Here is a 19825-nt window from a genome sequence, read left to right as displayed (position 1 = left end):
CCGTACGGGAGGTATGAGGCTGTGACCGAGGACGAGACGGGCCGGGAACGGGTGGAGGACGGCGAGGTCCTGGCCGCGGCGCTGGCGGGCGACGAGCCCGCGTTCGGCGCGCTCGCCGAGAGGCACCGGCGGGAGCTGCGGGTGCACTGCTACCGGATGCTCGGCTCGTTCGAGGAGTCGGAGGACATGGTGCAGGAGACGTTCCTGCGCGCCTGGCGCAAGCGGGAGAGCTTCCAGGGGCGCTCGACGTTCAGGGCCTGGCTGTACCGGATCGCGACCAACGCGTGCCTGGACTTCCTCGACCGCCACCCGCGCCGCCCGCGTCCGCGCGAGGCGCCGGTGCTGGCCACTCCCGGCGTGCCGTCGCCGTCGCCGACCGAGGTCTTCTGGCTGCGCCCCTACCCCGACCACCTCCTGGAACCGGCCGCGCCCGCCGGTGCCGAGCCGGACGCCGCCGTGGTCGCCAAGGAGACGATCGAGCTGGCGTTCATGGCCGCCATCCAGCACCTGCCTCCCCGGCAGCGAGTGGTGCTGATCCTGCGCGACGTGCTCGGCTGGTCGGCGCAGGAGGCCGCCGCCCTGCTGGAGGTGAGCGTCGTCTCGGTGAAGAGCACCCTGCAGCGGGCACGGTCGACGATGCGGGAGCACCTGCCCGAGCGGCGGCTGGAATGGGCGCCCTCCTCGGACCCGACCGGTGAGGAACGCGCGGTGCTGCAGCGCTACATCGACGCCGTCGAGCAGGCCGACCCCTCCGTCCTGGCCGGGGTGCTGCGCGCGGACGCGTGGCAGGCGATGCCGCCGGCGCCGATCTGGATCCTGGGAGGGCCGTCGATCGTCGACGCGTGGCGCCCGGCGATGGTCGGCCCCGAGGCGTGGGGCGACTGGCGCGTCCTGCCCACCCGCGCCAACCGGCAACCCGCCGCGGCGGCGTACGTCAGGCGTCCCGGCGAGTCCGAATACCACGGTTCGTGGCTCGGTGTCCTGCGGGTCGAGGAGGGGCTGGTCACCCAGATCACGACCTTCGGCGCCGACCTCTTCCCGGCCTTCGACCTTCCCCGGACGCTGTGACGGGCGCCGGTGAGAACCCGGCGCCCTCGCCTCCCGGGCGGTCCGGGCCGTCGTTCGACGTGCGGAAGGTCGTCGTGGAGCCCGGTGACTCGCGCGTCCACGACGAGGACGAGTGGCGGGGGGCGATCGTCCTGCTGGAGCGCGGGCGGATCGAGCTGGTCTGCTCCGACGGCGACCAGCGGACCTTCCTGCGCGGCGACGTGCTGTGGCTGGACGGGCTGCCGGTGCGTGCCCTGCGCAATCCGGGACCGGAGCCCGCCGTCCTGATCGCGATCTCCCGGCGACCCGCGCGGCACTGATCTCCCGTCGCGGGGACTCGGGCCGCGTTGCTCTCCCGTTCCGATGGCCCGCGCGGCCTCTGGAAAGCGGCGCCGATCTCTCGCTCCGGAAACTCGTACGACGACCGGAGCCCCGCACCGATTCCTTTTACGGCGTCCGGCCGTCATACGGGTCACACGCCTCATCACGAAGGGAAAGACCCATGAACGACACGCAGAAGCGGGTCCAGGAAGCGGCCGACAAGCTCGTGGAGTCCGGCACCGAGCGGGGCCTGCAGGTCGCCGCGTACCGGTACGGCGAGCAGGTGGTCGACGTCGTCGCGGGCGTCGCCGATCCGGCCACCGGGCGCCCCGTCACGCCGGACGTCCCGTTCTGGAGCGCCTCGACCGGCAAGGGCGTCACCTCGACCGTGGCACACGTGCTCGTGGAGCGGGGCCTCTTCGGCTACGACACGCCGATCGTCGAGCTGTGGCCGGAGTTCGGCGCCCACGGCAAGGAGCGCGCGACCGTGCGGCACGCCCTGAACCACTCGACGGGCGTGCCCGGCCTACCGGTGGCCACCACGCCGGAGGACCTGTGCGACTGGGAGGGGATGTGCGCGGTGATCGCCGACGCCAGGCCCTGGTGGGAGCCCGGCACCAGGAGCGGCTACCACCCCCAGTCGTTCGGCTACATCGTCGGCGAGATCGTCCGCCGGGCCACCGGCAAGCCGATCTCCCAGGTCCTGCGGGAGGAGGTCGCCGGACCGCTGGGCGTGGCGCACGAGCTGTTCTTCGGCGTCCCCGAGTCCGAGCTGGGCAGGTTGGCCCGCCTGGAGGACGCGCCGAGCGACTTCGAGATGTCCCCGGAGATGTTCGCGGACATCCCGTTCTTCAAGGTCGTGGACGGCTACACGGCGGCACCGATGGCGGCGATGCCCGACGCCGGTTTCGGCAACCGCGCCGACGTGCTGACCTCCGACATCCCGGCGGGCGGCACCATGTCCGCCCGCGCCGTGGCCCGCATGTACGCCGCCCTGCTGGACGAGGTGGACGGCGTCAGGCTCGTCTCCCCGGAACGGCTCCGCGAGATCACCGCGGTGGAGTTCGGCGGCGTGGACGAGGTCACCGCCTTCCCGGGCACCAGGTCCCTCGGGTACGCCCTCGGCGCCACCCAGCTCCTCGACAGCCCCACCCTGTTCGGCATGGCGGGCAGCGGCGGATCGGCCGCGTACGCCGACACGGCCACCGGGATCTCGGTCGCGGTGACCAAGAACGTCGTCTCCGGCGGGGACTTCACGACCTTCGACGCCCTCGGCGGACTCGTCCTGAATGTCGAGGGCGACCACTAGGGTGCCGCGCCCGTGCCGCCCGGCGGATCCGCGGGGCGGCGCGAGCGCCCCTCACCCGGCGTGCCGGGCGTGAACGGTCCCCACCGGCCCGGCCGTCCGGCCGGGTCCCGCGCTATCGCGCGCAGGTGAAGATCGCGGTACCGGGCAGGTGACGGCCGCGCAGCGGGCTCCAGCCGCCCCACTCGCGGTCGTGACCGGGCGGCCACTCGGGCTCGGTCAGCCCCCGCAGCACCAGCCCCGACGCGGTGATGAGCCCGACCCAGTCGGCCATCGTGCGGTGGTGCTCGACGTAGGACGGCCGCCCGTCGTCGCCGATCTCCACGTACGCGGAACGGTCGAAGTAGGAGCGGTCGGAGGTGAGCCCGGCGGGGCCGGGGTCGTCGGGGAAGGCCCAGCGGACCGGGTGGCTCACCGAGAAGACCAGCAGGCCCCCGGGCCGCAGCACCCGGTGGATCTCGGTCAGGACGGCCCCGGCGTCGGCCACGAACGGCAGCGCGCCGTACGCCGAGCAGGCCAGGTCGAAAGCCTGGTCGGCGAAGGGCAGGACCTCCGCGTCCGCCTGGACCACCGGCAGCGCGGACCCGGCCTCCAGGTCGATCCGGCCGGAGTGCTGGAGCTGCCGGAAGGACAGGTCGAAGGCGGCCACCCTGGCGCCCTGCCCGGCCAGCCAGCGCCCGCACTGTCCGGCGCCGCAGCCGATCTCCAGCACGTCCTTGCCCGCGACGTCGCCCAGCAGGCGGGCGTCGGCCTCGTCCAGGCCCTCTGGGCCCCAGACGAATCCGGAGTCGCGCAGGAACTCCCCGTGCTCCGCCTGGTACTCGTCGGCGGCGCCGTCCCACCAGCCGCGGTTGGCCCGGGAGGTGGCCGCGGCGTCCACCCGGTGGCGGCCCACCCCGGCGAGGCTCATCAGCGCATCTTCGGGCGGGGCATCCTCGCGCCGCGCGGCAGCGGGCCCTTGGGCATCGGCAGCGTCTGGGGGAGGGCCTTCAGCCGGTTGTTGATCTCGTACAGGGCGGGCTTCTTGAGGTTGCGGGGCAGCTTCATCAGATGCCGCTGCAGCTTGGCCAGCGGGATCTGCCCGTCGCCGTCGCCGGACTGCACGTCGTAGACGGGGACGTCCAGCGCGACCCGCTGGACGCGCTTCTTCTCGGCGACCAGCATCTTCTGCACGCGGCTGCCCGGCCCCTCGGAGACCAGGATGATGCCGGGGTAGCCGACCACGCGGTGCACGATGTCCTGGTCGCGGGTGACGGCGACGGCGGGGGTGACCTCCCAGTTGCCGCGCATGCCCTGCAGGATCGCGGCGGCGGCGCCGACCTGTCCGTGCAACATGGAGTACTGGGCCCGCTGGGCGAGCTGGCCGAACACCACCAGCCCGACGGTGAGGGCCAGCATGATCCCGATGAAGAGGAGATACCAGAACCAGCCCGTGACCAGGCCGATCACCACGCACAGCGCGAGCGTGCCCAGCGCCGAGGCGTAGACGATCGGCATCCCCTTGGGGTTGGCCTCCTTGATGATCTTCGCGATCATGCGGAGCTGCTTGATGCGCCCCGGGCGCTCTGAGTCTTCGGGCTTCTTGGCCATGTTCTGAAGGATACAAATCCAGGGGTCAAGAAGTGAAAACGTGACCTGCCGGGTGCCGGGGCGGGGTCACGGGACGCCCGTGACCGTACGTCACGTCTTCACCGGCGGGCGGCCCGTGCGAGCCCGCGAACGCTCGTACGAGCCTGCGAACGCCCGTATGAGCCCTGCGAACGCCCGTGCGAGCCCGCGAACGCCCGTACGGTCGCGGATGTCCTTCGGCCGTGCCGGGCGGAGGGGGCGGGGGGCGGGGGCCGGAAACCGGAAGGACCCCGCTCGGGAGCGGGGTCCTTCCGGTTTCACGGGTTCGCCGTGGGGCTCAGGCGTGCTGGCGAGCCTCGATGGCCTGCTTGTACAGCCGGCCCGCCCGGTAGGAGGAGCGGACCAGCGGCCCGGAGAGGACCCCGGCGAAACCGATGGCCTCCGCCTCCTTCTGGAGCTCCACGAACTCCTCCGGCTTCACCCAGCGCTCGACGGGGTGGTGGCGCGGGGTGGGCCGGAGGTACTGGGTCACGGTGAGCAGGTCGCACCCGGCCTCGTGCAGGTCGCGCATGGCCTGGACGATCTCCTCGCGCTCCTCGCCCATGCCGAGGATCAGGTTGGACTTGGTCACCAGACCGGCCTGGCGGGCCTTGGTGATCACTCCCAGGGACCGGTCGTAGCGGAACGCGGGCCGGATGCGCTTGAAGATCCGGGGCACGGTCTCGATGTTGTGCGCGAACACCTCGGGCCTGGAGGAGAACACCTCCTCCAGCTGGGCCTGGTCGCCGTTGAAGTCGGGCACCAGCAGCTCGACGCCACAGCCGGGCAGGAGCGCGTGGATCTGCCGCGCGGTCTCGGCGTACAGCCACGCGCCGCCGTCGGGCAGGTCGTCGCGGGCCACACCGGTCACGGTCGCGTAGTTGAGCCCCATCTGCCGCACCGAGTCGGCCACGCGGCGCGGCTCGTCGGTGTCGTACGCCTTGGGCTTGCCGGTGTCGATCTGGCAGAAGTCACACCGCCGGGTGCACTGGTCACCGCCGATGAGGAAGGTGGCCTCGCGGTCCTCCCAGCACTCGGAGATGTTGGGACACCCGGCCTCCTGGCAGACCGTGTGCAGCCCCTCGCGTTTGACCAGCGCCCGGAGCTCGGTGTGGTTCGGGCCCGTCCTGAACTTGGTCTTGATCCAGTCGGGCTTCTTCTCGATGGGGGTCTCGGCGTTGCGGACCTCGAGGCGGAGGAGCTTCCGCCCCTCGGGGGCGACGGTCATGCGAGCTCCTTCGTCGGTCGGGGGACCGAGGTGGTGCACATCGAGGTGCTGTAAATGTCGTCACGCTCGCTCACCTCACCAGCTTATGTCCCGCCGTAAGCTGCGGCGGACCCGGGGCGCGGTGCGCGGAGCGGTACGGAAAACGGTGCCGGAGGCGGTGCCGGGAACAGCGTCGGGATCAGCATCGGGGAACGCCGGGAACGGCGTGGGGACCGGCCCCAGGGCCGGGATCAGCGCTGGGAACGCCGGATACGCCGGGAACGGCCCCGGAGACGGTCCGGGGCCGGTGCCGGAGGCGGGGCCGGGATCAGCGCCGGAAGAGGTCTTCCTCGGGGAGTTCGAAGGCCTGCGCGCCGAGCGCCTCGGCCAGGTGCTTCTCTGCGTACGGCAGGACCTCGTCGACCACGATCCGGCGGCCGGTCTCGGCCGACAGCGAGGAGACCCCGGCGTCGCTGATGCCGCACGGGACGATCCGGTTGTACCAGCTCGGGTCGTTGGAGCAGTTGAGTGCGAACCCGTGCATCGTGACGCCGCCCGAGACCCGGATGCCGATCGCCCCGACCTTCCTGTCCGGCAGGCCGTGCGAGGGGTCTCCGGCCACCCAGACGCCCCCGCGTCCCTCCACCCGGCCCGCCTGGACCCCGAAGTCGGCGCAGACCTGCACCAGGGTCTCCTCCAGGAGCCGCACGTAGGCGTTCACGTCGAGCGGGCCGCCGAGCCTGACGATCGGGTAGCCGACCAGCTGGCCGGGGCCGTGCCAGGTGATCCGCCCGCCCCGGTCGACCTCGACGACCGGGGTGCCGTCGGAGGGCCTCTCGTGCGGCGCGGTGCGTTTGCCCGCCGTGTAGACCGGCGCGTGTTCGAGCATCAGGCAGGTGTCGGGAATCTCCTCGGCCACCCGGCGCGCGTGGATGCGCCGCTGAAGATCCCATGCCTGCTCGTAGGGGAAGTCAACGCCAAGACGGACGATTGCCAGGTCACTCACGTCTCAAGAGTAGTTGACCCGTTCGTGGTTAAGACGTGAGAAGCCGAGGCTCGATGCGGAACTCCTTCGCCCCACCCGCCCCGTCGTGCTCCACCTTGTAGGCGTAGGCGTCCGGGTGCACGCTGACGGCCTGGATGAACTCGGTGCCCACGTAGTGCAGGGCGACGCCCTCGTCGGCGGCGTAGCCCTCGGGCAGCTCGCCCGAGGCCACCGCCTCGTGCAGCAGCTGCCGGCGCTGCGGGTCGGAGTTGTAGTGGACGCCGCAGGAGTAGGGGAGCATGCCCAGGCCGTCGGACCACACCCGTAGCGTCGGCCCGAAGGAGTCGGTGTTGCCGCCCACGTGCCAGCAGAGCGCCCCGGCGCTCTGGCCCGCCAGCACCACGCCCGCCCGCCACGCCTCCTCGAAGATCTCGTCGAAGCCGTGCAGCCGCCACAGGGCCGCCAGGTTGGCCACGCTGCCGCCGCTGACGTAGATGATGTCCTGGCTGAGAACCCACTCGCGCGGGTCCTCGACGTTGGGCATCGGGAACACGGTCAGGTGGCTGACCTCGACGTCCCACGTGCCGAAGGCGCCGTACATCTTCAGCAGCCACTCCGCGTCGTCGCCGGTGGCGGTGGCGAGCAGGCCCAGGCGGGGCCGGTCCTGGCCGGTGAGGTCGAGGGCGTACCTGAGCAGCGGGCTCGCCTCCATGGTCCCCTGGCGGATGGAGACGCGGAACGAGCCGCCTCCGATCGCGAGGATGTGCGACTGCCCGGGGCTGCCCATGTCTGTCTCCCAGTGGTTTCATCGGCCGGAACGCTGAAAACAGGGATCTTAGAGTACGGCGGTCAGTGCCTCGTTGAGACGCGTATGCCGGAACGCGTGACCGCTGTCGAGCAGGCGCCGCGGGATCACCCGCTGGCCGGTCAGCACCCCCTCCTCGGCGAACTCCCCGAGGGCCGTGCGCAGCACGAAGCCCGGCACGGCCAGCGGCATCGTGGGACGGTGGAGGGCCGCACCGAGCGCCTTGGTGAACTCGGCGTTGGTGACCGGTTCGGGTGCCGTCAGATTCACCGGCCCCGAGATTTCAGGATTTTTCAGGATGTGTCGTACGGCGAGCACCCAGTCGTCGATGGAGATCCACGACCAGTACTGCCGCCCGGAGCCCAGCGGGGCGCCCAGCCCCGCCTTGAAGATCGGGAGGATCCGCGACAGCATGCCGCCCCGGCCGCTCAGCACCAGGCCGGTACGGAGCCTCGCCACCCGGATTCCCGCCTCCTCGGCGGGCGCCGTCTCCGCCTCCCAGGGCACCACGACCTCTCGCGCGAGGAACCCGGCACCCGCGGGCGCCGTCTCGTCCACCGCCACCTCCCCGGTGTCGCCGTAGAAGCCGATCGCCGAACCGGACAGCAGCACCGCGGGCTTCGACTCCAGATCGGCGAGCGCGCCCGCCAGTGTCCTGGTCCCCTCGACCCGGCTGCGGACCACCTCGCGCTTGTAGTCATCGCTCCAGCGCCGGTCGCCGATGCCCGCGCCCGCGAGGTGGACCACCGCCTCCGCGCCCTCCAGCGCCGCCTGCTCGACGACCCCCTTCGCCGGGTTCCAGAAGGCCTCGTCGTCGCCTTCCGGCACCCGCCGGACCAAACGGACCACCCGGGCGCCGTCGTCCCGCAGAGCCCTGACCAGAGCCGACCCCAGCAGGCCCGAGGACCCGGTCACGATGATCGTCATACCGTCCAATGTAATCGACCTCCCCCTGGACTCTTCGGGAACCGGGCACCCACCGGATTCGCGTCGCCGGGTTCGTACGGGAACGCCCCTCGCATCGCCGGGACGGGGAAGAACGAGCCGGGCCGGTCCGCGACGTCGCGGACCGGCCCGGTGGGAGAGAACGGGTGACTAGCCGTGCAGGCCCAGCTGGTTCTCGAAACGGCCCTCCTCGAGACGACGCTTGATCGTCGTCAGGAAGCGGGCGGCGTCGGCGCCGTCGACCAGGCGGTGGTCGTAGCTGAGCGCCAGGTACATCATCGAGCGGACGGCGATGACCTCGCCCTCCGGGGTGTCCAGGACGACCGGGCGCTTGACGACGGCGCCGGTGCCCAGCATGCCGACCTGCGGCTGGTTGAGGATCGGCGTGTCGAACAGCGCGCCGCGGCTGCCGGTGTTGGTCAGCGTGAACGTGCCGCCGGTGATCTCGTCCGGGCTCACCTTGTTGGTCCGGGTGCGCTCGGCGAGGTCGGCGATCTTACGGGACAGCCCGGCGATGTTGAGGTCGCCGGCGTCCTTGATCACCGGGACGAGCAGGCCGCGCTCGGTGTCCGTCGCGAAACCGAGGTGCTCGGTGTCGAAGTACGTGACCTCGTTGGTCTCGCTGTTGATCGTGGCGTTCAGCTTCGGGTGCTGCTTGAGCGCCTCGATCGTGGCGAGGGCGAAGAACGGCGTGAACGTGAGCTTGACGCCCTCGCGCCGCTGGAACTCGGCCTTCGCCTGGTCGCGCAGCCGCGCGATCTTGGTGACGTCGACCTCGACCACGCTGGTGAGCTGGGCCGAGACCTGCAGCGACTCGACCATGCGCTTGGCGATGGTCTGGCGCAGCCGCGACATCTTCTCGGTGCGCCCGCGCAGCGTGGTGTCCACCGCGACCGGCTCCGGGGCCTGCGGTGCCGCCTGGGCCGGGGCCTGGGCGGCGGCCTGCGGGGCCTGGGGCTGGGCCTGAGCCGCACTGGCACGCTCGCGCTGGGCGCGGGCGGCCTCCAGGACGTCCTGCTTGCGGATGCGCCCGCCGACGCCGGTGCCGGTCAGCGCGTCGAGGTCCACGCCGTGCTCACCGGCGAGCTTGCGCACCAGCGGGGTGACGTACGGGCTGTCGCCCGACGGCTGCGCGACGGGCTCGGCCGCCGCGATCGGGGACGGCGGCGCGGCCTGGGAGGGCTGGGCGGGCTGCTGCTGGGCGGGCTGGGGCGCCGGGGGGGCCTGCGCCGGGGCGGGAGCCTGCTGCTCCTGCGCGGGCGCCGGGGCCTGCTGCTGCGGTGCGGGCGCCTGCGCCTGCTGCGGGGCGGGCTGCGGGATCGAGGAGGCCGGCTGCGCCTGCTGCTGCGGTGCGGCCTCGGGCTCCGGCTCCGGCTCCGGGGCCTTCTCCTGCGCCGGGGCGGCGGCGCCCTCGGTGCCGTTCTCGTCGATGACGGCGAGCTCGGCGCCGACCTCGACGGTCTCGTCCTCGGCCACCACGATCTTCGTGAGGATGCCCGCCGCCGGGGACGGGATCTCGGTGTCGACCTTGTCGGTGGAGACTTCGAGAAGGGGCTCGTCGGCCTCGACGCGCTCACCCTCCTTCTTCAGCCAACGGGTGACGGTGCCCTCCGTGACGCTCTCACCGAGCTGGGGCATCTGTACGGACTTCGGCATTGGTGTCTTCTCTCGCGTTCCGAGTGAGGGCTTGCGTTAGTTGTGGACGTGGAGCGGCTTGCCGGCCAGCGCCAGCATCGCCTCGCCGACGGCCTCGGACTGGGTGGGGTGCGCGTGGATCAGCTGCGCGACCTCGGAGGGCAGGGCCTCCCAGTTGTAGATCAGCTGCCCCTCGGTCACCAGCTCGCCGATGCGGCGGCCGACCATGTGCACGCCGAGCACCGGGCCGTCCTTCTTCGCGATGATCTTGACGGCGCCCTGTGTCTGCAGGATCTGGCTCTTGGGGTTGCCCGCGAGGTCGTAGGTCAGCTCGACGATCTCGTGGCCGCGCTCCTTGGCCTGGGCGGAGGTGATGCCCACCGAGGCGACCTCGGGGTCGGAGTAGGTGATCCGGGGCACGCCGTCGTAGTCGATCGGCACGGGGTTCAGCCCGGCGATGTGCTCGGCCACCAGGATGCCCTCGGCGAAGCCCGCGTGCGCGAGCTGCAGGGTCGGGATGAGGTCGCCGACCGCGTACACGCCCGGCACGCTGGTCTGGCAGAACTCGTTCACCGTGACGGTGCCGCGCTCGATCGCGACGCCCGCCTCCTCGAAGCCCATGCCCGCGGAGACCGCGCCGCGGCCGACCGCGACGAGGAGCAGCTCGGCGTCGAGGGTCTTGCCGTTGGCCAGGTTGACGACCACGCCGGTGTCGGTGGTCTTGACGCCCTCGAAGAAGACGCCCAGCTCCTGCTTGATGCCGCGGCGGCGGAAAGAGCGCTCCAGCAGCTTGGAGCTGGACTCCTCCTCCAGGGGCAGCAGGTGCGGCAGGGCCTCGACGATCGTCACCTCGGCGCCGAAGGAGCGCCAGACGCTGGCGAACTCCACGCCGATGACGCCGCCGCCCAGGACGACCACCGAGGTGGGCACCCGGTCGAGCTTGAGCGCGTGCTCGCTGGTGATGACCCGCTCGCCGTCGATCTCCAGGCCCGGAAGGGACCTGGGCGCGGAGCCGGTCGCCAGCACGATGTTGCGGCCCTCGTAGACCTCGGAGCCCACCGCCACCCGGTTCGGGCCCGCGAGACGGCCCTCACCCTCGATGATCGTGATGCCCTTGCTCTTGAGAAGGCCCTGCACGCCCTTCCAGGCGCGATTGACGATCTTGTCCTTGAACGCGTGGACCGAGGGCACGTCGATGCCCTCGAAACGGGCCTTGACGCCGTAGGTCGCGCTTTCCCGCGTCTCGTCGGCGACCTCCGCGGAGTGCAGAAGCGCCTTGGTGGGAATGCATCCACGGTGCAGGCACGTGCCGCCGATCTTGTCCTTCTCGATCAGCGCGACCGTCTTGCCCAGCTCGGCCGCCCGCAGAGCGCAGGCATACCCTCCGCTACCGCCACCTAGGACGACGATGTCGTAGGGGCCGCTGCCATCAGCCACAGGAAAGCTCCTTGTCGGATCGAAATACCGTCTTCACGGTCGCGCCCCTCGTCGCGCCCTGGGCGGCCGCGCGGATCCTCGATCGCATCCACACCGCCGCCGGGCCCGGCTCGGCGCCGCGCCGGTGCCCGCCCTTGGCCTGACCCCGGCAACCGCATCTTTTCATTTGTCTAGGTTGCTTGTGACCCGCTCGCGCGGCGACAACGGTTACCGAGGGGACTCGCCCGCGTAGCGCTCGGCCAGGCCGACGAGCGTCCGGGTGATCGCCCCGGTGCCGCCCTTCGGCGTGTAGCCGTGGGCCTCGCCCTTGTTGAAGGCGGGACCGGCCATGTCAATGTGTGCCCAACGGACCCCGTCCGGCACGAATTCCCGCAGGAAGATGGCGGCCGTCAGCATCCCGCCGAAACGCTCGGGGTGCAGGTTGGCGATGTCGGCCACCGGGGAGTCGAGACCCTTGCGGAGCTCGTCGGGCAGGGGCATGGGCCACGCGGCCTCGCCCTGCTCGCCCGCCGTCGCGACGATCTCCGCGCGGAGGTCGTCGTCGTTGCCCATGACGCCCGCCGTCCGCCAGCCCAGCGCGACGATCTGCGCGCCGGTGAGCGTCGCGACGTCGACGATCACGTCGGGGTCGTCCTGCCCGGCGCGGGCGATGCCGTCGATCAGGACCAGGCGGCCCTCGGCGTCGGTGTCGAGCACCTCGACGGTCTTGCCCGCGAAGCTGGTGAACACGTCGGAGGGGCGCTGCGCGGTGCCGCTCGGCATGTTCTCCGCCAGGCAGAGGTAGCCGACCGCGTTGACCTTCAGGCCCAGCCTGGCGATCGCCAGGAGGGCGCCGAAGACCGCGCCCGCGCCGCCCATGTCCGACTTCATCCAGTCCATCGAGGTCGTCGGCTTGAGCGACAGGCCGCCCGAGTCGAAGGTGATGCCCTTGCCGACGTACGCGAGCTTCGTGCCGGCCTCGGGGTGGCTGTAGGAGAGGCGGACCAGCCGGGGCGGGTTGGCCGACCCCTGGCCGACGGCGACGATGCCGCCGTAGCCGCCCTCCTTGAGCTCCTTCTCGTCCAGGATCTCCACCGACAGGCCGGCCTCGGTGCCCACCTGCTCGGCGATCTCGGCGAAGCGGGCCGGCCACAGGTCCGACGGCGGGGTGTTGACCAGGTCGCGGACGAGCGAGACCGACCCGGCCAGGGTGGTGGCGCGATCGATCGCGGCCTGGGCGCCCTCGGCGTCGGTCAGCACGGCCAGCTCGGACACCGGGGAGCTCTGCTCTCCGGCGGTGCGGTATCTGGTGAAGGAGTAGGCGCCGAGAAGGCCGCCCAGGGTGACGGCGCCCGCGTGCTCCGCGCTCGCGGCGGGCAGGGCGAGCGCCACGCGGCCGGTACCGGCCAGGGCGCGGACCGCGGTGCCCGCGGCGCGGCGCAGGACCTCGGCGTCGTAGCCGCCGGCGGGACCGTCATCGGGGACGTCGCCCAGGCCGACGACGACCAGCAGGGGAGCGGTCAGCGCGCCGAAGGTGGGGATCTTGGAGATCTCGCCCGGCTTACCCTTGGCGCCCACGCTCTCGAGCGTGGCGGCGAGCCTGCCACCGAGCGCCTGGTCGAGGCCCTCGGCCCCGGGAGCGGGAAGCGGACCGTCCGGTCCGGTGTGGACGCCGACGACCAGCGCGTCGGTATCGAACGAGACAGCGTTGTCAGTTGGGGTAAGCCGCACAGTGGTCACGTAGGCCGATGCTAGTCGGGCTGGCGCAGTACGCATAAACGAGGGTTCGTCCTACGAATTGTGCCGCCCGATGGTGCTATTTGGAGTGGCACCATCGGGCGACTTGGTGCTAATGTCGATAGCACTATGTTGCTTACCTTGGATCTGAACGATCCCCGGCCACTGCACGAGCAGGTCGCCGAGGCGATCAGACGCGCCGTCGCCGAGGGTTCGTACGCTCCGGGAGACCGGCTCCCACCGGCCCGCGACCTGGCCGCCGCGCTGGGCATCAACGCCAACACGGTGCTGCGCGCCCTGCGGGACCTGCGCGACGAGGGGGTGCTGGAGTTCCGCCGGGGGCGCGGCGTGAGCGTGCTCAGCCGCCCCAACCCGCGCAGCGTCATCGAGGAGAAACTCCGCTCCCTGCTCGACGAGGCGGTCCAGTACGGCTACCGCCACGACGACGTCATCGAGCTCATCAGAGAACTGTCATGACCGGGCCGGGAGCCCGGTCCTTCGAAGGGGTGACCAACGTGGGGCTGCGAGCCCGATTCCTGTCCATCGCCGCCGGTTGGGGCGCGCTGGTGACCGCCGCGCTGATCGCCGCGCCGCTGATGCTGCGAGACCGGCTGCCCGATCCGATCGCCACGCACTGGGGCCCGTCCGGCGCCCCCGACAACTCGATGCCGTTCGTCGCCTCGCTGCTGTTCCAGGTGGGCCTGTGGGTGCTGCTCGCGGGCGGGGCCTGGGTGCTCGCGCTCACCAACACCGCGATGTTCCGGCGCAGAGCGAGCCGCATGGGGCTCGGTGCCCTGCTGGGCGGTGCCGGCCTGTTCCTCCCGGGGTTGCAGGCGGTCACGCTGACGGCCAACCTCGACGCCCCCGGCTGGAGGCAGGCCGCCGACCTGGGGTGGAGCGCGCTGCTCGCGGTCGCGGGGCTGGTGCTGGGCGGCTGGCTCGGCACCCTCGCCGCCCGCCCGGGGCCCGACGACCGCCCCGAGCCGTCCGCCGTCCCCACGCGGCGGCTCCCGCTCCGCCCCGGCCAGCGCGCGGTGTGGGTCTCCTCGGTGAGCAACGGCCCGCTCGTCGCGCTCGGCGGTTCCGTCCTGGCCGCGGGCCTGGGGTGCGCCGTGCTCGCCCTGATCGGCGGCGACGGCACGCTGTGGGTCCCCGCGACGATCATGTCCCTCGCGGGCCTGGTGGGGGTGACCTTCAGCTCGGTGCGGGTGCAGGTCACCGAGGAGGGGCTCTCGCTCTTCTACGGGCCGTTCCGCCTGCCTCGCAAGCACATCCCGATCGAGCGGGTGGAGCGGGCCTGGTCGGAGGAGCTGTTCCCGTCCAACGTCGGAGGCTGGGGCGTCAGGGGGCTGCCGGGAGCCGTGACGGTCATGATCCGCGGCGGGGAGTGCCTCGTGGTGGGGTACGTCTCCGGTGGCCGCCTCGCCGTCTCGATCGACGACGCGGAGAGCGGTGCCGCCCTGCTGAACACCCTCGCGGACCGGGCGTCCACCGGGCCGTCCGCCCGCTGACCCCCGCTCCGGCCCGTCCATCCCTTTCCTTTTCTCTCCTTCGCCTGTTTTCCTCCGCCCGTTCTTTTCCACCGCGGTCTTCCGGCCCCTTCATCCTTCTCGCGGTTGACGACCCTCTCGCGGTCGCGTCCGCCGCCTTTCCAGTCCTCTCGCCCGGTCCTCTCGCGTCCAAGCGCCCGAAGGCGGTGTCATGCTTCGTCGATTCCCCGACCTGTGGTTGTTCCTGCTCGTCGCGTTCGGCCTGTCCTGGTTGTTCGCCCTCCCCCTCTGGCTGGCGGACGCGCCGACCGGCACGCTCGTGTTCACGGCGATCGGGGTGGCGATGATGTTCACCCCGGCGCTCGGAGTCCTCGCCGTCCGGCTGCGCGGCAGGTGGCTCGGGGATCCCGCCACCGGGCGCGAGTGGGCGGCGCGAACCGGTCTGTCGGCGGGCGGGAGCCGGGGCCGCATGCTCGCGCTGATCGCGCTGGCCTGGTTCGGCATCCCCGTGCTGGTCGTCGCCGCGATCGCGCTCAGCGCCGCCCTCGGCCTGCTCTCCGTCGACCTGCGAGAGTTCAGCCTGTTCCGCGAGAGCCTGGCGGCCACGCCGGGCGGGCCGCCCCCGGTGGCGACCGGACTCCTGGTGGCCGCGCAGGTCGCGGCGATCGTGCTGATCGCCCCGCTGGTCAACTCGGTCGCGGCCTTCGGCGAGGAGTGGGGGTGGCGGGGCTGGCTGCTGCCACGTCTGGCACCGCTCGGCACCTGGCGGGCACTCCTGGTGTCCGGGGTGATCTGGGGACTCTGGCACTTCCCGCTCACCCTGCGCGGATACAACTACCCCGAGCTGGGGGCGTGGGCCGCGCCGATGTTCATCGTCTTCTGTGTGAGCTTCGGAGCCCTGCTCGGCTGGCTCCGCCTCTATTCGGGAAGCGTCTGGCCCGCGGTCGTCGGGCACGGATCGCTGAACGCCTCGGCGGGTCTGATGCTGCTCGTCGGCGACGCGGCCGACCCGCCGGTGTTCGCCGTCGCGGGGATCACGGGCCTGGTCGGCTCGGCGCTGCTGGCGGTGGTCTCGGCGTTGCTGTTCACATACCGGCCGGTCGAGCGGCCGGTCCCGGCCGCCGTCGCGTGAGAGCCGGGCGGGGAAGGTCTTTCGGATCTCTTCGGGTCTCTCCGGATCTCTTCGGGTCGGGCCGGGAGGGAGATCAGTTCGTGAGAATCGTGCAGGCCAGCAGGGTCGTCGCGGTGGCGATCTCGACGAGGGCACCGAGCACGTCACCGGTGACGCCACCGAGCCGCCGTACGGCCCTGCGTCGTACGGCCCAGGCCACCAGCAGCCCCACGAGCATGGCGAGAGGGAGACCCCAGGGGGTGACGAACGGCCCCAGACCCGACATGAGGCCCACGCCGGGGGTGCTTGCCTCGATCACGGGGAGGTGGTTGGTGATGTCCGCATAGGCCACATAGCCCTCCCCGAACCCCCCGTAGGGCTCGGACGAGGGGCCGGAGGACCACAGGTCGAGGGCGCCGACGCCGTGGAGATAGACCAGTGCCGCCGTTCCCGCGAGTGCCAGCACGGTCACGGCCACCGCGACGCTCCGCCGTACGGTGCCCGCGACCATCGCGCCGAGCCCGTCGGGGCGCGCCGGGGGGATGCCCGCGCGGCAGGCCCACGTGAGGGCGAGCCGTCCGGCCGCGCAGGCCGCGATCAGGGTGATCGCGCCCGTCCCCGCTCCCGCGCGGGTGGCCTCCCACAGGGCCGCCACCTGTACCAGCAGGACGAAGATCAGCGTTATCACGCCGAAGGGGCCGATGTCCGACCGCTTCATGATCTCCAGTGCCCGCTCGGCGGGTTTGGCGCTGCCCAGCCCGTCGGCGAGGTCGGCCAGCCCGTCCAGGTGCAGCCCCCGGGTGAGCATCGCCACGGTCGCCACGGCCAGCACCGACGCCAGGAACGGTGCCGTCCCCAGCGACAGGGAGATCATCAGCACCAGCCCGCCGCCTGCCCCGATCACCGCTCCCACCAGCGGGGCCGTCGCCATCGCGATCCCCCCCGCCCGGCGGTCGACCACTCCGGGACGGACCGGGAACACGCTCAGCGTGCCGATCGCGAGACGTACCCCGTCGGCGAAGGTGGACGGACCGTCCGGGAGCGGGGACGAGGGCTCGGACATGACCGATGATCGTAGCGCTCGGCCTCTCCCGTGCCGCGACCGCACACGTCCACCGGATTCGGCGGTGTGCCACCTCCGGGACGGCCTCGGCCGGGGTCGCCCCGGAGACCCGATGGGGGTTACCGGTCGCAACGGGTGTCAGCCGCGACGATTGTCGATCACGGCACCGGGGGATCGGGGGCAGAGGTCGGATGGGGAGGGATCAGATGGGGAGGGGGAGGAGGCGGCCGGCGACGACGAGGGTGACGTCCTCGGACTCCAGGGCGAGGCGCTGGTTCAGCCGGCCGAGGGTGTCACGGAACATCCGCCCGCTGGCGGTACCGGGCACCACGCCGAGCCCGACCTCGTCGGAGACCGCCACGACCCGGGCCCGGGTCTGTCTCCAGGCCGCCACCAGGTCGTCGCACCGGGCCGCGACGGCGTCCGCGCCGTCCCCGCTGTTTCCGCCGGTTCCGTCCGGCCAGGCGTCGCACTCGTCGAAGACGGCGGCCACCCAGGTGCCGAGCCCGTCGATCAGCAGTGGGGTGTCGGCGGACCGCAACAGCCCGGCCAGGTCGGTGGTCTCGGCGGTCCCCCAGTGGGCGGGCCTTCGGTCGCGATGGGCCCGGACCCGGCGCAGCCACTCGGGGTCGCCGTCGCCGGACGGCCCGGTCGCGACGTAGAGCACCTCGGGTTCGGCCGCCAGTCGCAGTTCGGCCTCCGCGGACTTGCCCGATCGACTCCCCCCGAGCAGCAGGGTCCTCCTGGGCGGGGGAACCGGGGCGGGAGGGGGCTCGCTCGTGTCGACGACCGTGCCGTCCGGTACGACACGCACCCCCCACAGCGCGGTCCGCCGGATCAGTTCCGCCTCCGTGGGCACCCGGTGGTCGACGCCGACGGCCACCACGTGTGTCCGTTCACCGACCAGGCCCCGGCGGCGCAGGTCCCCAAGCCGTTCCGGCCGATCCAGCACATCCAGCAGTACCAGGTTCAGCGCCTCCTCCGCGTCACCGGTATCTCCCTCCTGCCCGCCCCGCTCTTCGCGCGAAGCCCCCCCGTGCGGAGATTCGCCGTGCGGAGATTCGCCGTGCGGAGACTCACCGTGCGGGGGAGGAACCGGCGGGGAAGAAGGGGAGGAAGCGGCGTAGAGGACGCGCTGGCCGCCCGGGATGGTGACGGTGAGGCCGTCCGGGCCGGGCGAGGCGCGACAGCCGGGCGGGAGCGGGCCGGAGAGCGGCAGCCGCACGGCGCCGTCGAGCGCCGCCGAGCCGTCGAGCGGTAGGGAACCGCCAAGCGTCAGGGAGCCGTCGAGTACCACGGAGGTGGGGCGGCGGCCCGGCGTGACGCGGGCACAGGAGGCGCATCCGCAGTCCGGGGCAGGCCACCCGCTCGCGCCCGCTGTGCCGGAGATCAGGACCTTCACCCCCGATCTCCCCTCACGTTGAGACGCTGATCGGGAAGCCGCGAATCTCCGCCTTCGGGCGAAGGCCGACGGCACCCGAGGTGTACGGGGGATGCCGGGAACATCCCGGCGGCGTAGCACGAGGTCATGATCTCGCCTTCATGCCCGGGAGTGCCCGGGAGAGGTAGGGTTCGCTGAGCCGCCGAGGGGCACCGGCAGGACCCGCGAGAAGGAGCTATGGCATGACTTGGCGCTGGCGTTATGAAAACGCGAATGGTGGCGAGGTAATCGAGGGTGTTTCGCCGTCCGACACGTTCCCGAGCCAGGCCGATGCCGAGTCGTGGCTCGGTGAAAGCTGGCGTGAGTTGCTGGAGTCCGGGGTTGAGAAAGTCACCCTGATCGAAGGCGAGCGTGTCGAGTACGAGGGAATGCCACTCCGCCCGGAATGAACCTGAACGACCCGAGTGAATGGAAACCCCTCGGCCCCTCGATGACGACGAGGAGCCGAGGGGTTCTTTCTGTCCCGCGAACGGGAATTCCGCGAGCGGGCTCCCGCGTACGAACGCGGGGACGAGCTCCCATGTACGAACGTCCCGAGAGCAAGCTCCCGCATGCGAACGCGGAGACGAGCTCCCGCGTACGAACGTGGGGAGGCACGGTCGACGCCCCCGGCGTTCACGGTGATCGTTCACCGCTCACCGGAGCACCGCTCACCGTGACCCGCTCCTGTGCTCACCGCGCTAGGGGCGCCGCTCGGGGCTCACCGTCTTGGCGGGGTCGCGCTCGACGATCGGGCCGAGGACGTCGTCGATCTTCTTCAGGACCTCGGACTCCAGTTTCACCCCGGAGGCCTTGACGTTGTCGCGGACCTGCTCGGGCCTGCTGGCCCCGACGATGGCGGAGGACACGTTGGGGTTCTGCAGCACCCAGGCCACCGCGAGCTGGGCCATGCTCAGGCCGAGGTCGGCGGCGATCGGCTCCAGTTGCTGGACGCGGGTGAGCACGTCGTCGTTGAGCATCCGGGCGATGAAGTTGCCCCCGGCCGGGTCGGTGGCACGGGAACCGGCGGGGGGCGGCTGCCCCGGCCGGTACTTACCGGTGAGCACGCCTTGGGCGATGGGGGAGAAGACGACCTGGCCGAGGCCCTCCTTCTCGCTCAGCGGCACGACCTCGGCCTCGATGACCCGCCACAGCATGGAGTACTCGGGCTGGTTGGAGACCAGGCGGTCGAAGCCCATCTTGTCGGCGATCTTCAGCGCCCGGCCGATCTGGTCGGCGGTCCACTCGCTGACGCCGACGTAGAGGACCTTGCCCTGGCGTACGAGGTCGTCGAACGTCTTGAGGGTCTCCTCGAGCGGAGTCTCGTTGTCGAAGCGGTGCGCCTGGTAGAGATCGACGTAGTCGGTCTGCAGGCGACGCAGCGAGCCGTGCAGCGCCTCGGTGATGTGCTTGCGCGACAGCCCCCGGTCGTTGGGGCCGGGGCCGGTCGCCCAGTAGACCTTGGTGAAGATCTCCAGGGACTCGCGGCGGACCCCCGCGAGGGCGCGGCCAAGGACCTCCTCCGCCTTGGTGCCCGCGTACACGTCGGCGGTGTCGAAGGTGGTGATCCCCTCGTCGAGCGCCGCTCGCACGCACTGCTTGGCGGCGTCCTCCTCTACCTGGGAACCATGTGTGATCCAGTTGCCGTAGCTGATCTCGCTGACCATGAGACCGCTGCGGCCAAGGTGGCGGAATTCCATGCTCCGAGATTAATAGGAGCCATATTTCC

Annotated in this window: 19 protein-coding genes; 7 read left to right on the top strand and 12 right to left on the bottom strand. The window is 71.7% G+C overall.

The window, feature by feature from the left end; translation table 11 throughout:
* Window positions 1-21: 21 nt before the first annotated feature.
* From ABD817_RS08145 to ABD817_RS08135, 3 genes are all read left to right on the top strand, one after another.
* Window positions 22-1068: an RNA polymerase subunit sigma-70 gene (locus tag ABD817_RS08145; protein ID WP_344916635.1), complete on the top strand. Its 1047-nt coding sequence runs from the start codon at window positions 22-24 to the stop codon at window positions 1066-1068.
* A 59-nt stretch (window positions 1069-1127) separates the two neighbouring features.
* Window positions 1128-1367: a hypothetical protein gene (locus ABD817_RS08140; protein ID WP_344916633.1), complete on the top strand. Its 240-nt coding sequence runs from the start codon at window positions 1128-1130 to the stop codon at window positions 1365-1367.
* 182 nt (window positions 1368-1549) lie between these two features.
* Window positions 1550-2677 carry a serine hydrolase domain-containing protein gene (locus tag ABD817_RS08135; RefSeq protein ID WP_344916628.1) on the top strand — a complete coding sequence of 376 codons (1128 nt, stop codon included), beginning with the start codon at window positions 1550-1552 and terminating at the stop codon, window positions 2675-2677.
* Between the two features lie 112 nt (window positions 2678-2789).
* On the opposite strand, the gene ABD817_RS08130 is transcribed toward ABD817_RS08135, so the two are convergent.
* From ABD817_RS08130 to ABD817_RS08090, 9 genes are all read right to left on the bottom strand, one after another.
* Window positions 2790-3584: a class I SAM-dependent methyltransferase gene (locus ABD817_RS08130; protein ID WP_344916626.1), complete on the bottom strand. Its 795-nt coding sequence runs from the start codon at window positions 3582-3584 to the stop codon at window positions 2790-2792.
* Entirely contained in the window at window positions 3584-4264 is a 681-nt protein-coding gene (locus tag ABD817_RS08125) for a DUF4191 domain-containing protein (protein WP_344916624.1), read from the bottom strand. The genes ABD817_RS08130 and ABD817_RS08125 overlap by 1 nt, the downstream gene beginning before the upstream one ends.
* A gap of 316 nt (window positions 4265-4580) precedes the next feature.
* On the bottom strand, window positions 4581-5510 hold the full coding sequence (gene lipA / locus ABD817_RS08120) for a lipoyl synthase (protein WP_344916623.1): 930 nt from the start codon (window positions 5508-5510) through the stop codon (window positions 4581-4583).
* A gap of 307 nt (window positions 5511-5817) precedes the next feature.
* On the bottom strand, window positions 5818-6495 hold the full coding sequence (gene lipB, locus ABD817_RS08115) for a lipoyl(octanoyl) transferase LipB (protein WP_344916622.1): 678 nt from the start codon (window positions 6493-6495) through the stop codon (window positions 5818-5820).
* 28 nt (window positions 6496-6523) lie between these two features.
* On the bottom strand, window positions 6524-7261 hold the full coding sequence (locus tag ABD817_RS08110) for a Type 1 glutamine amidotransferase-like domain-containing protein (RefSeq protein ID WP_344916620.1): 738 nt from the start codon (window positions 7259-7261) through the stop codon (window positions 6524-6526).
* A 48-nt stretch (window positions 7262-7309) separates the two neighbouring features.
* Window positions 7310-8206 carry a TIGR01777 family oxidoreductase gene (locus ABD817_RS08105; protein WP_344916618.1) on the bottom strand — a complete coding sequence of 299 codons (897 nt, stop codon included), beginning with the start codon at window positions 8204-8206 and terminating at the stop codon, window positions 7310-7312.
* Between the two features lie 168 nt (window positions 8207-8374).
* Window positions 8375-9880 (bottom strand): 2-oxoglutarate dehydrogenase, E2 component, dihydrolipoamide succinyltransferase, encoded by a 1506-nt coding sequence (sucB, locus tag ABD817_RS08100; RefSeq protein ID WP_344916616.1) that lies wholly within the window; start codon window positions 9878-9880, stop codon window positions 8375-8377.
* 36 nt (window positions 9881-9916) lie between these two features.
* Window positions 9917-11296: a dihydrolipoyl dehydrogenase gene (lpdA, locus tag ABD817_RS08095; RefSeq protein WP_344916614.1), complete on the bottom strand. Its 1380-nt coding sequence runs from the start codon at window positions 11294-11296 to the stop codon at window positions 9917-9919.
* Between the two features lie 207 nt (window positions 11297-11503).
* Window positions 11504-13051, bottom strand: coding sequence for a leucyl aminopeptidase (locus ABD817_RS08090; RefSeq protein ID WP_344916612.1), 1548 nt, complete (start codon window positions 13049-13051; stop codon window positions 11504-11506).
* A 102-nt stretch (window positions 13052-13153) separates the two neighbouring features.
* Here ABD817_RS08090 and ABD817_RS08085 point away from each other — a divergent pair, with 102 nt between their 5' ends.
* The 3 genes from ABD817_RS08085 to ABD817_RS08075 all read left to right on the top strand — a co-directional run bounded on the left by ABD817_RS08085 (window position 13154) and on the right by ABD817_RS08075 (window position 15634).
* Window positions 13154-13489, top strand: a complete 336-nt coding sequence (locus ABD817_RS08085) for a GntR family transcriptional regulator (protein ID WP_344916610.1) — start codon at window positions 13154-13156, stop codon at window positions 13487-13489.
* Window positions 13486-14523: a DUF1648 domain-containing protein gene (locus tag ABD817_RS08080; RefSeq protein ID WP_344916608.1), complete on the top strand. Its 1038-nt coding sequence runs from the start codon at window positions 13486-13488 to the stop codon at window positions 14521-14523. The genes ABD817_RS08085 and ABD817_RS08080 overlap by 4 nt, the downstream gene beginning before the upstream one ends.
* Window positions 14524-14713: 190 nt before the next feature.
* Window positions 14714-15634, top strand: coding sequence for a CPBP family intramembrane glutamic endopeptidase (locus ABD817_RS08075; protein ID WP_344916606.1), 921 nt, complete (start codon window positions 14714-14716; stop codon window positions 15632-15634).
* A gap of 73 nt (window positions 15635-15707) precedes the next feature.
* Here ABD817_RS08075 and ABD817_RS08070 read toward each other — a convergent pair whose 3' ends face one another.
* Window positions 15708-16676, bottom strand: a complete 969-nt coding sequence (locus ABD817_RS08070; RefSeq protein WP_344916604.1) for an adenosylcobinamide-GDP ribazoletransferase — start codon at window positions 16674-16676, stop codon at window positions 15708-15710.
* A 202-nt stretch (window positions 16677-16878) separates the two neighbouring features.
* Complete coding sequence (locus ABD817_RS08065; RefSeq protein WP_344916602.1) at window positions 16879-18078, bottom strand: bifunctional adenosylcobinamide kinase/adenosylcobinamide-phosphate guanylyltransferase; 1200 nt, start codon at window positions 18076-18078, stop codon at window positions 16879-16881.
* A gap of 221 nt (window positions 18079-18299) precedes the next feature.
* On the opposite strand from ABD817_RS08065, the gene ABD817_RS08060 reads away from it, so the two are divergent.
* Complete coding sequence (locus tag ABD817_RS08060; RefSeq protein WP_344916600.1) at window positions 18300-18506, top strand: hypothetical protein; 207 nt, start codon at window positions 18300-18302, stop codon at window positions 18504-18506.
* 291 nt (window positions 18507-18797) lie between these two features.
* On the opposite strand, the gene ABD817_RS08055 is transcribed toward ABD817_RS08060, so the two are convergent.
* A complete protein-coding gene (locus ABD817_RS08055; RefSeq protein WP_344916598.1) occupies window positions 18798-19796 on the bottom strand; it encodes an aldo/keto reductase family protein in 999 nt (332 codons plus the stop codon).
* Window positions 19797-19825: the final 29 nt, after the last annotated feature.

Origin of the sequence: Streptosporangium oxazolinicum (assembly GCF_039537505.1) — a bacterium.
Lineage (GTDB): Bacteria > Actinomycetota > Actinomycetes > Streptosporangiales > Streptosporangiaceae > Streptosporangium > Streptosporangium oxazolinicum.
The sequence above is the reverse complement of the archived record's forward strand: the minus strand, read 5'-3'. Positions and strand labels throughout refer to the sequence as shown.

Bases quoted from the DNA above. Each gene is read 5' to 3' on its own strand.
- ABD817_RS08135 (WP_344916628.1), top strand. From the start codon at position 1,550: ATGAACGACACGCAGAAGCGGGTCCAGGAAGCGGCCGACAAGCTCGTG.
- ABD817_RS08130 (WP_344916626.1), bottom strand. From the start codon at position 3,584: ATGAGCCTCGCCGGGGTGGGCCGCCACCGGGTGGACGCCGCGGCCACC.
- ABD817_RS08125 (WP_344916624.1), bottom strand. From the start codon at position 4,264: ATGGCCAAGAAGCCCGAAGACTCAGAGCGCCCGGGGCGCATCAAGCAG.
- lipA (WP_344916623.1), bottom strand. From the start codon at position 5,510: ATGACCGTCGCCCCCGAGGGGCGGAAGCTCCTCCGCCTCGAGGTCCGC.
- ABD817_RS08110 (WP_344916620.1), bottom strand. From the start codon at position 7,261: ATGGGCAGCCCCGGGCAGTCGCACATCCTCGCGATCGGAGGCGGCTCG.
- ABD817_RS08105 (WP_344916618.1), bottom strand. From the start codon at position 8,206: ATGACGATCATCGTGACCGGGTCCTCGGGCCTGCTGGGGTCGGCTCTG.
- sucB (WP_344916616.1), bottom strand. From the start codon at position 9,880: ATGCCGAAGTCCGTACAGATGCCCCAGCTCGGTGAGAGCGTCACGGAG.
- ABD817_RS08090 (WP_344916612.1), bottom strand. From the start codon at position 13,051: ATGCGTACTGCGCCAGCCCGACTAGCATCGGCCTACGTGACCACTGTG.
- ABD817_RS08080 (WP_344916608.1), top strand. From the start codon at position 13,486: ATGACCGGGCCGGGAGCCCGGTCCTTCGAAGGGGTGACCAACGTGGGG.
- ABD817_RS08075 (WP_344916606.1), top strand. From the start codon at position 14,714: ATGCTTCGTCGATTCCCCGACCTGTGGTTGTTCCTGCTCGTCGCGTTC.
- ABD817_RS08070 (WP_344916604.1), bottom strand. From the start codon at position 16,676: ATGTCCGAGCCCTCGTCCCCGCTCCCGGACGGTCCGTCCACCTTCGCC.
- ABD817_RS08060 (WP_344916600.1), top strand. From the start codon at position 18,300: ATGACTTGGCGCTGGCGTTATGAAAACGCGAATGGTGGCGAGGTAATC.
- ABD817_RS08055 (WP_344916598.1), bottom strand. From the start codon at position 19,796: ATGGAATTCCGCCACCTTGGCCGCAGCGGTCTCATGGTCAGCGAGATC.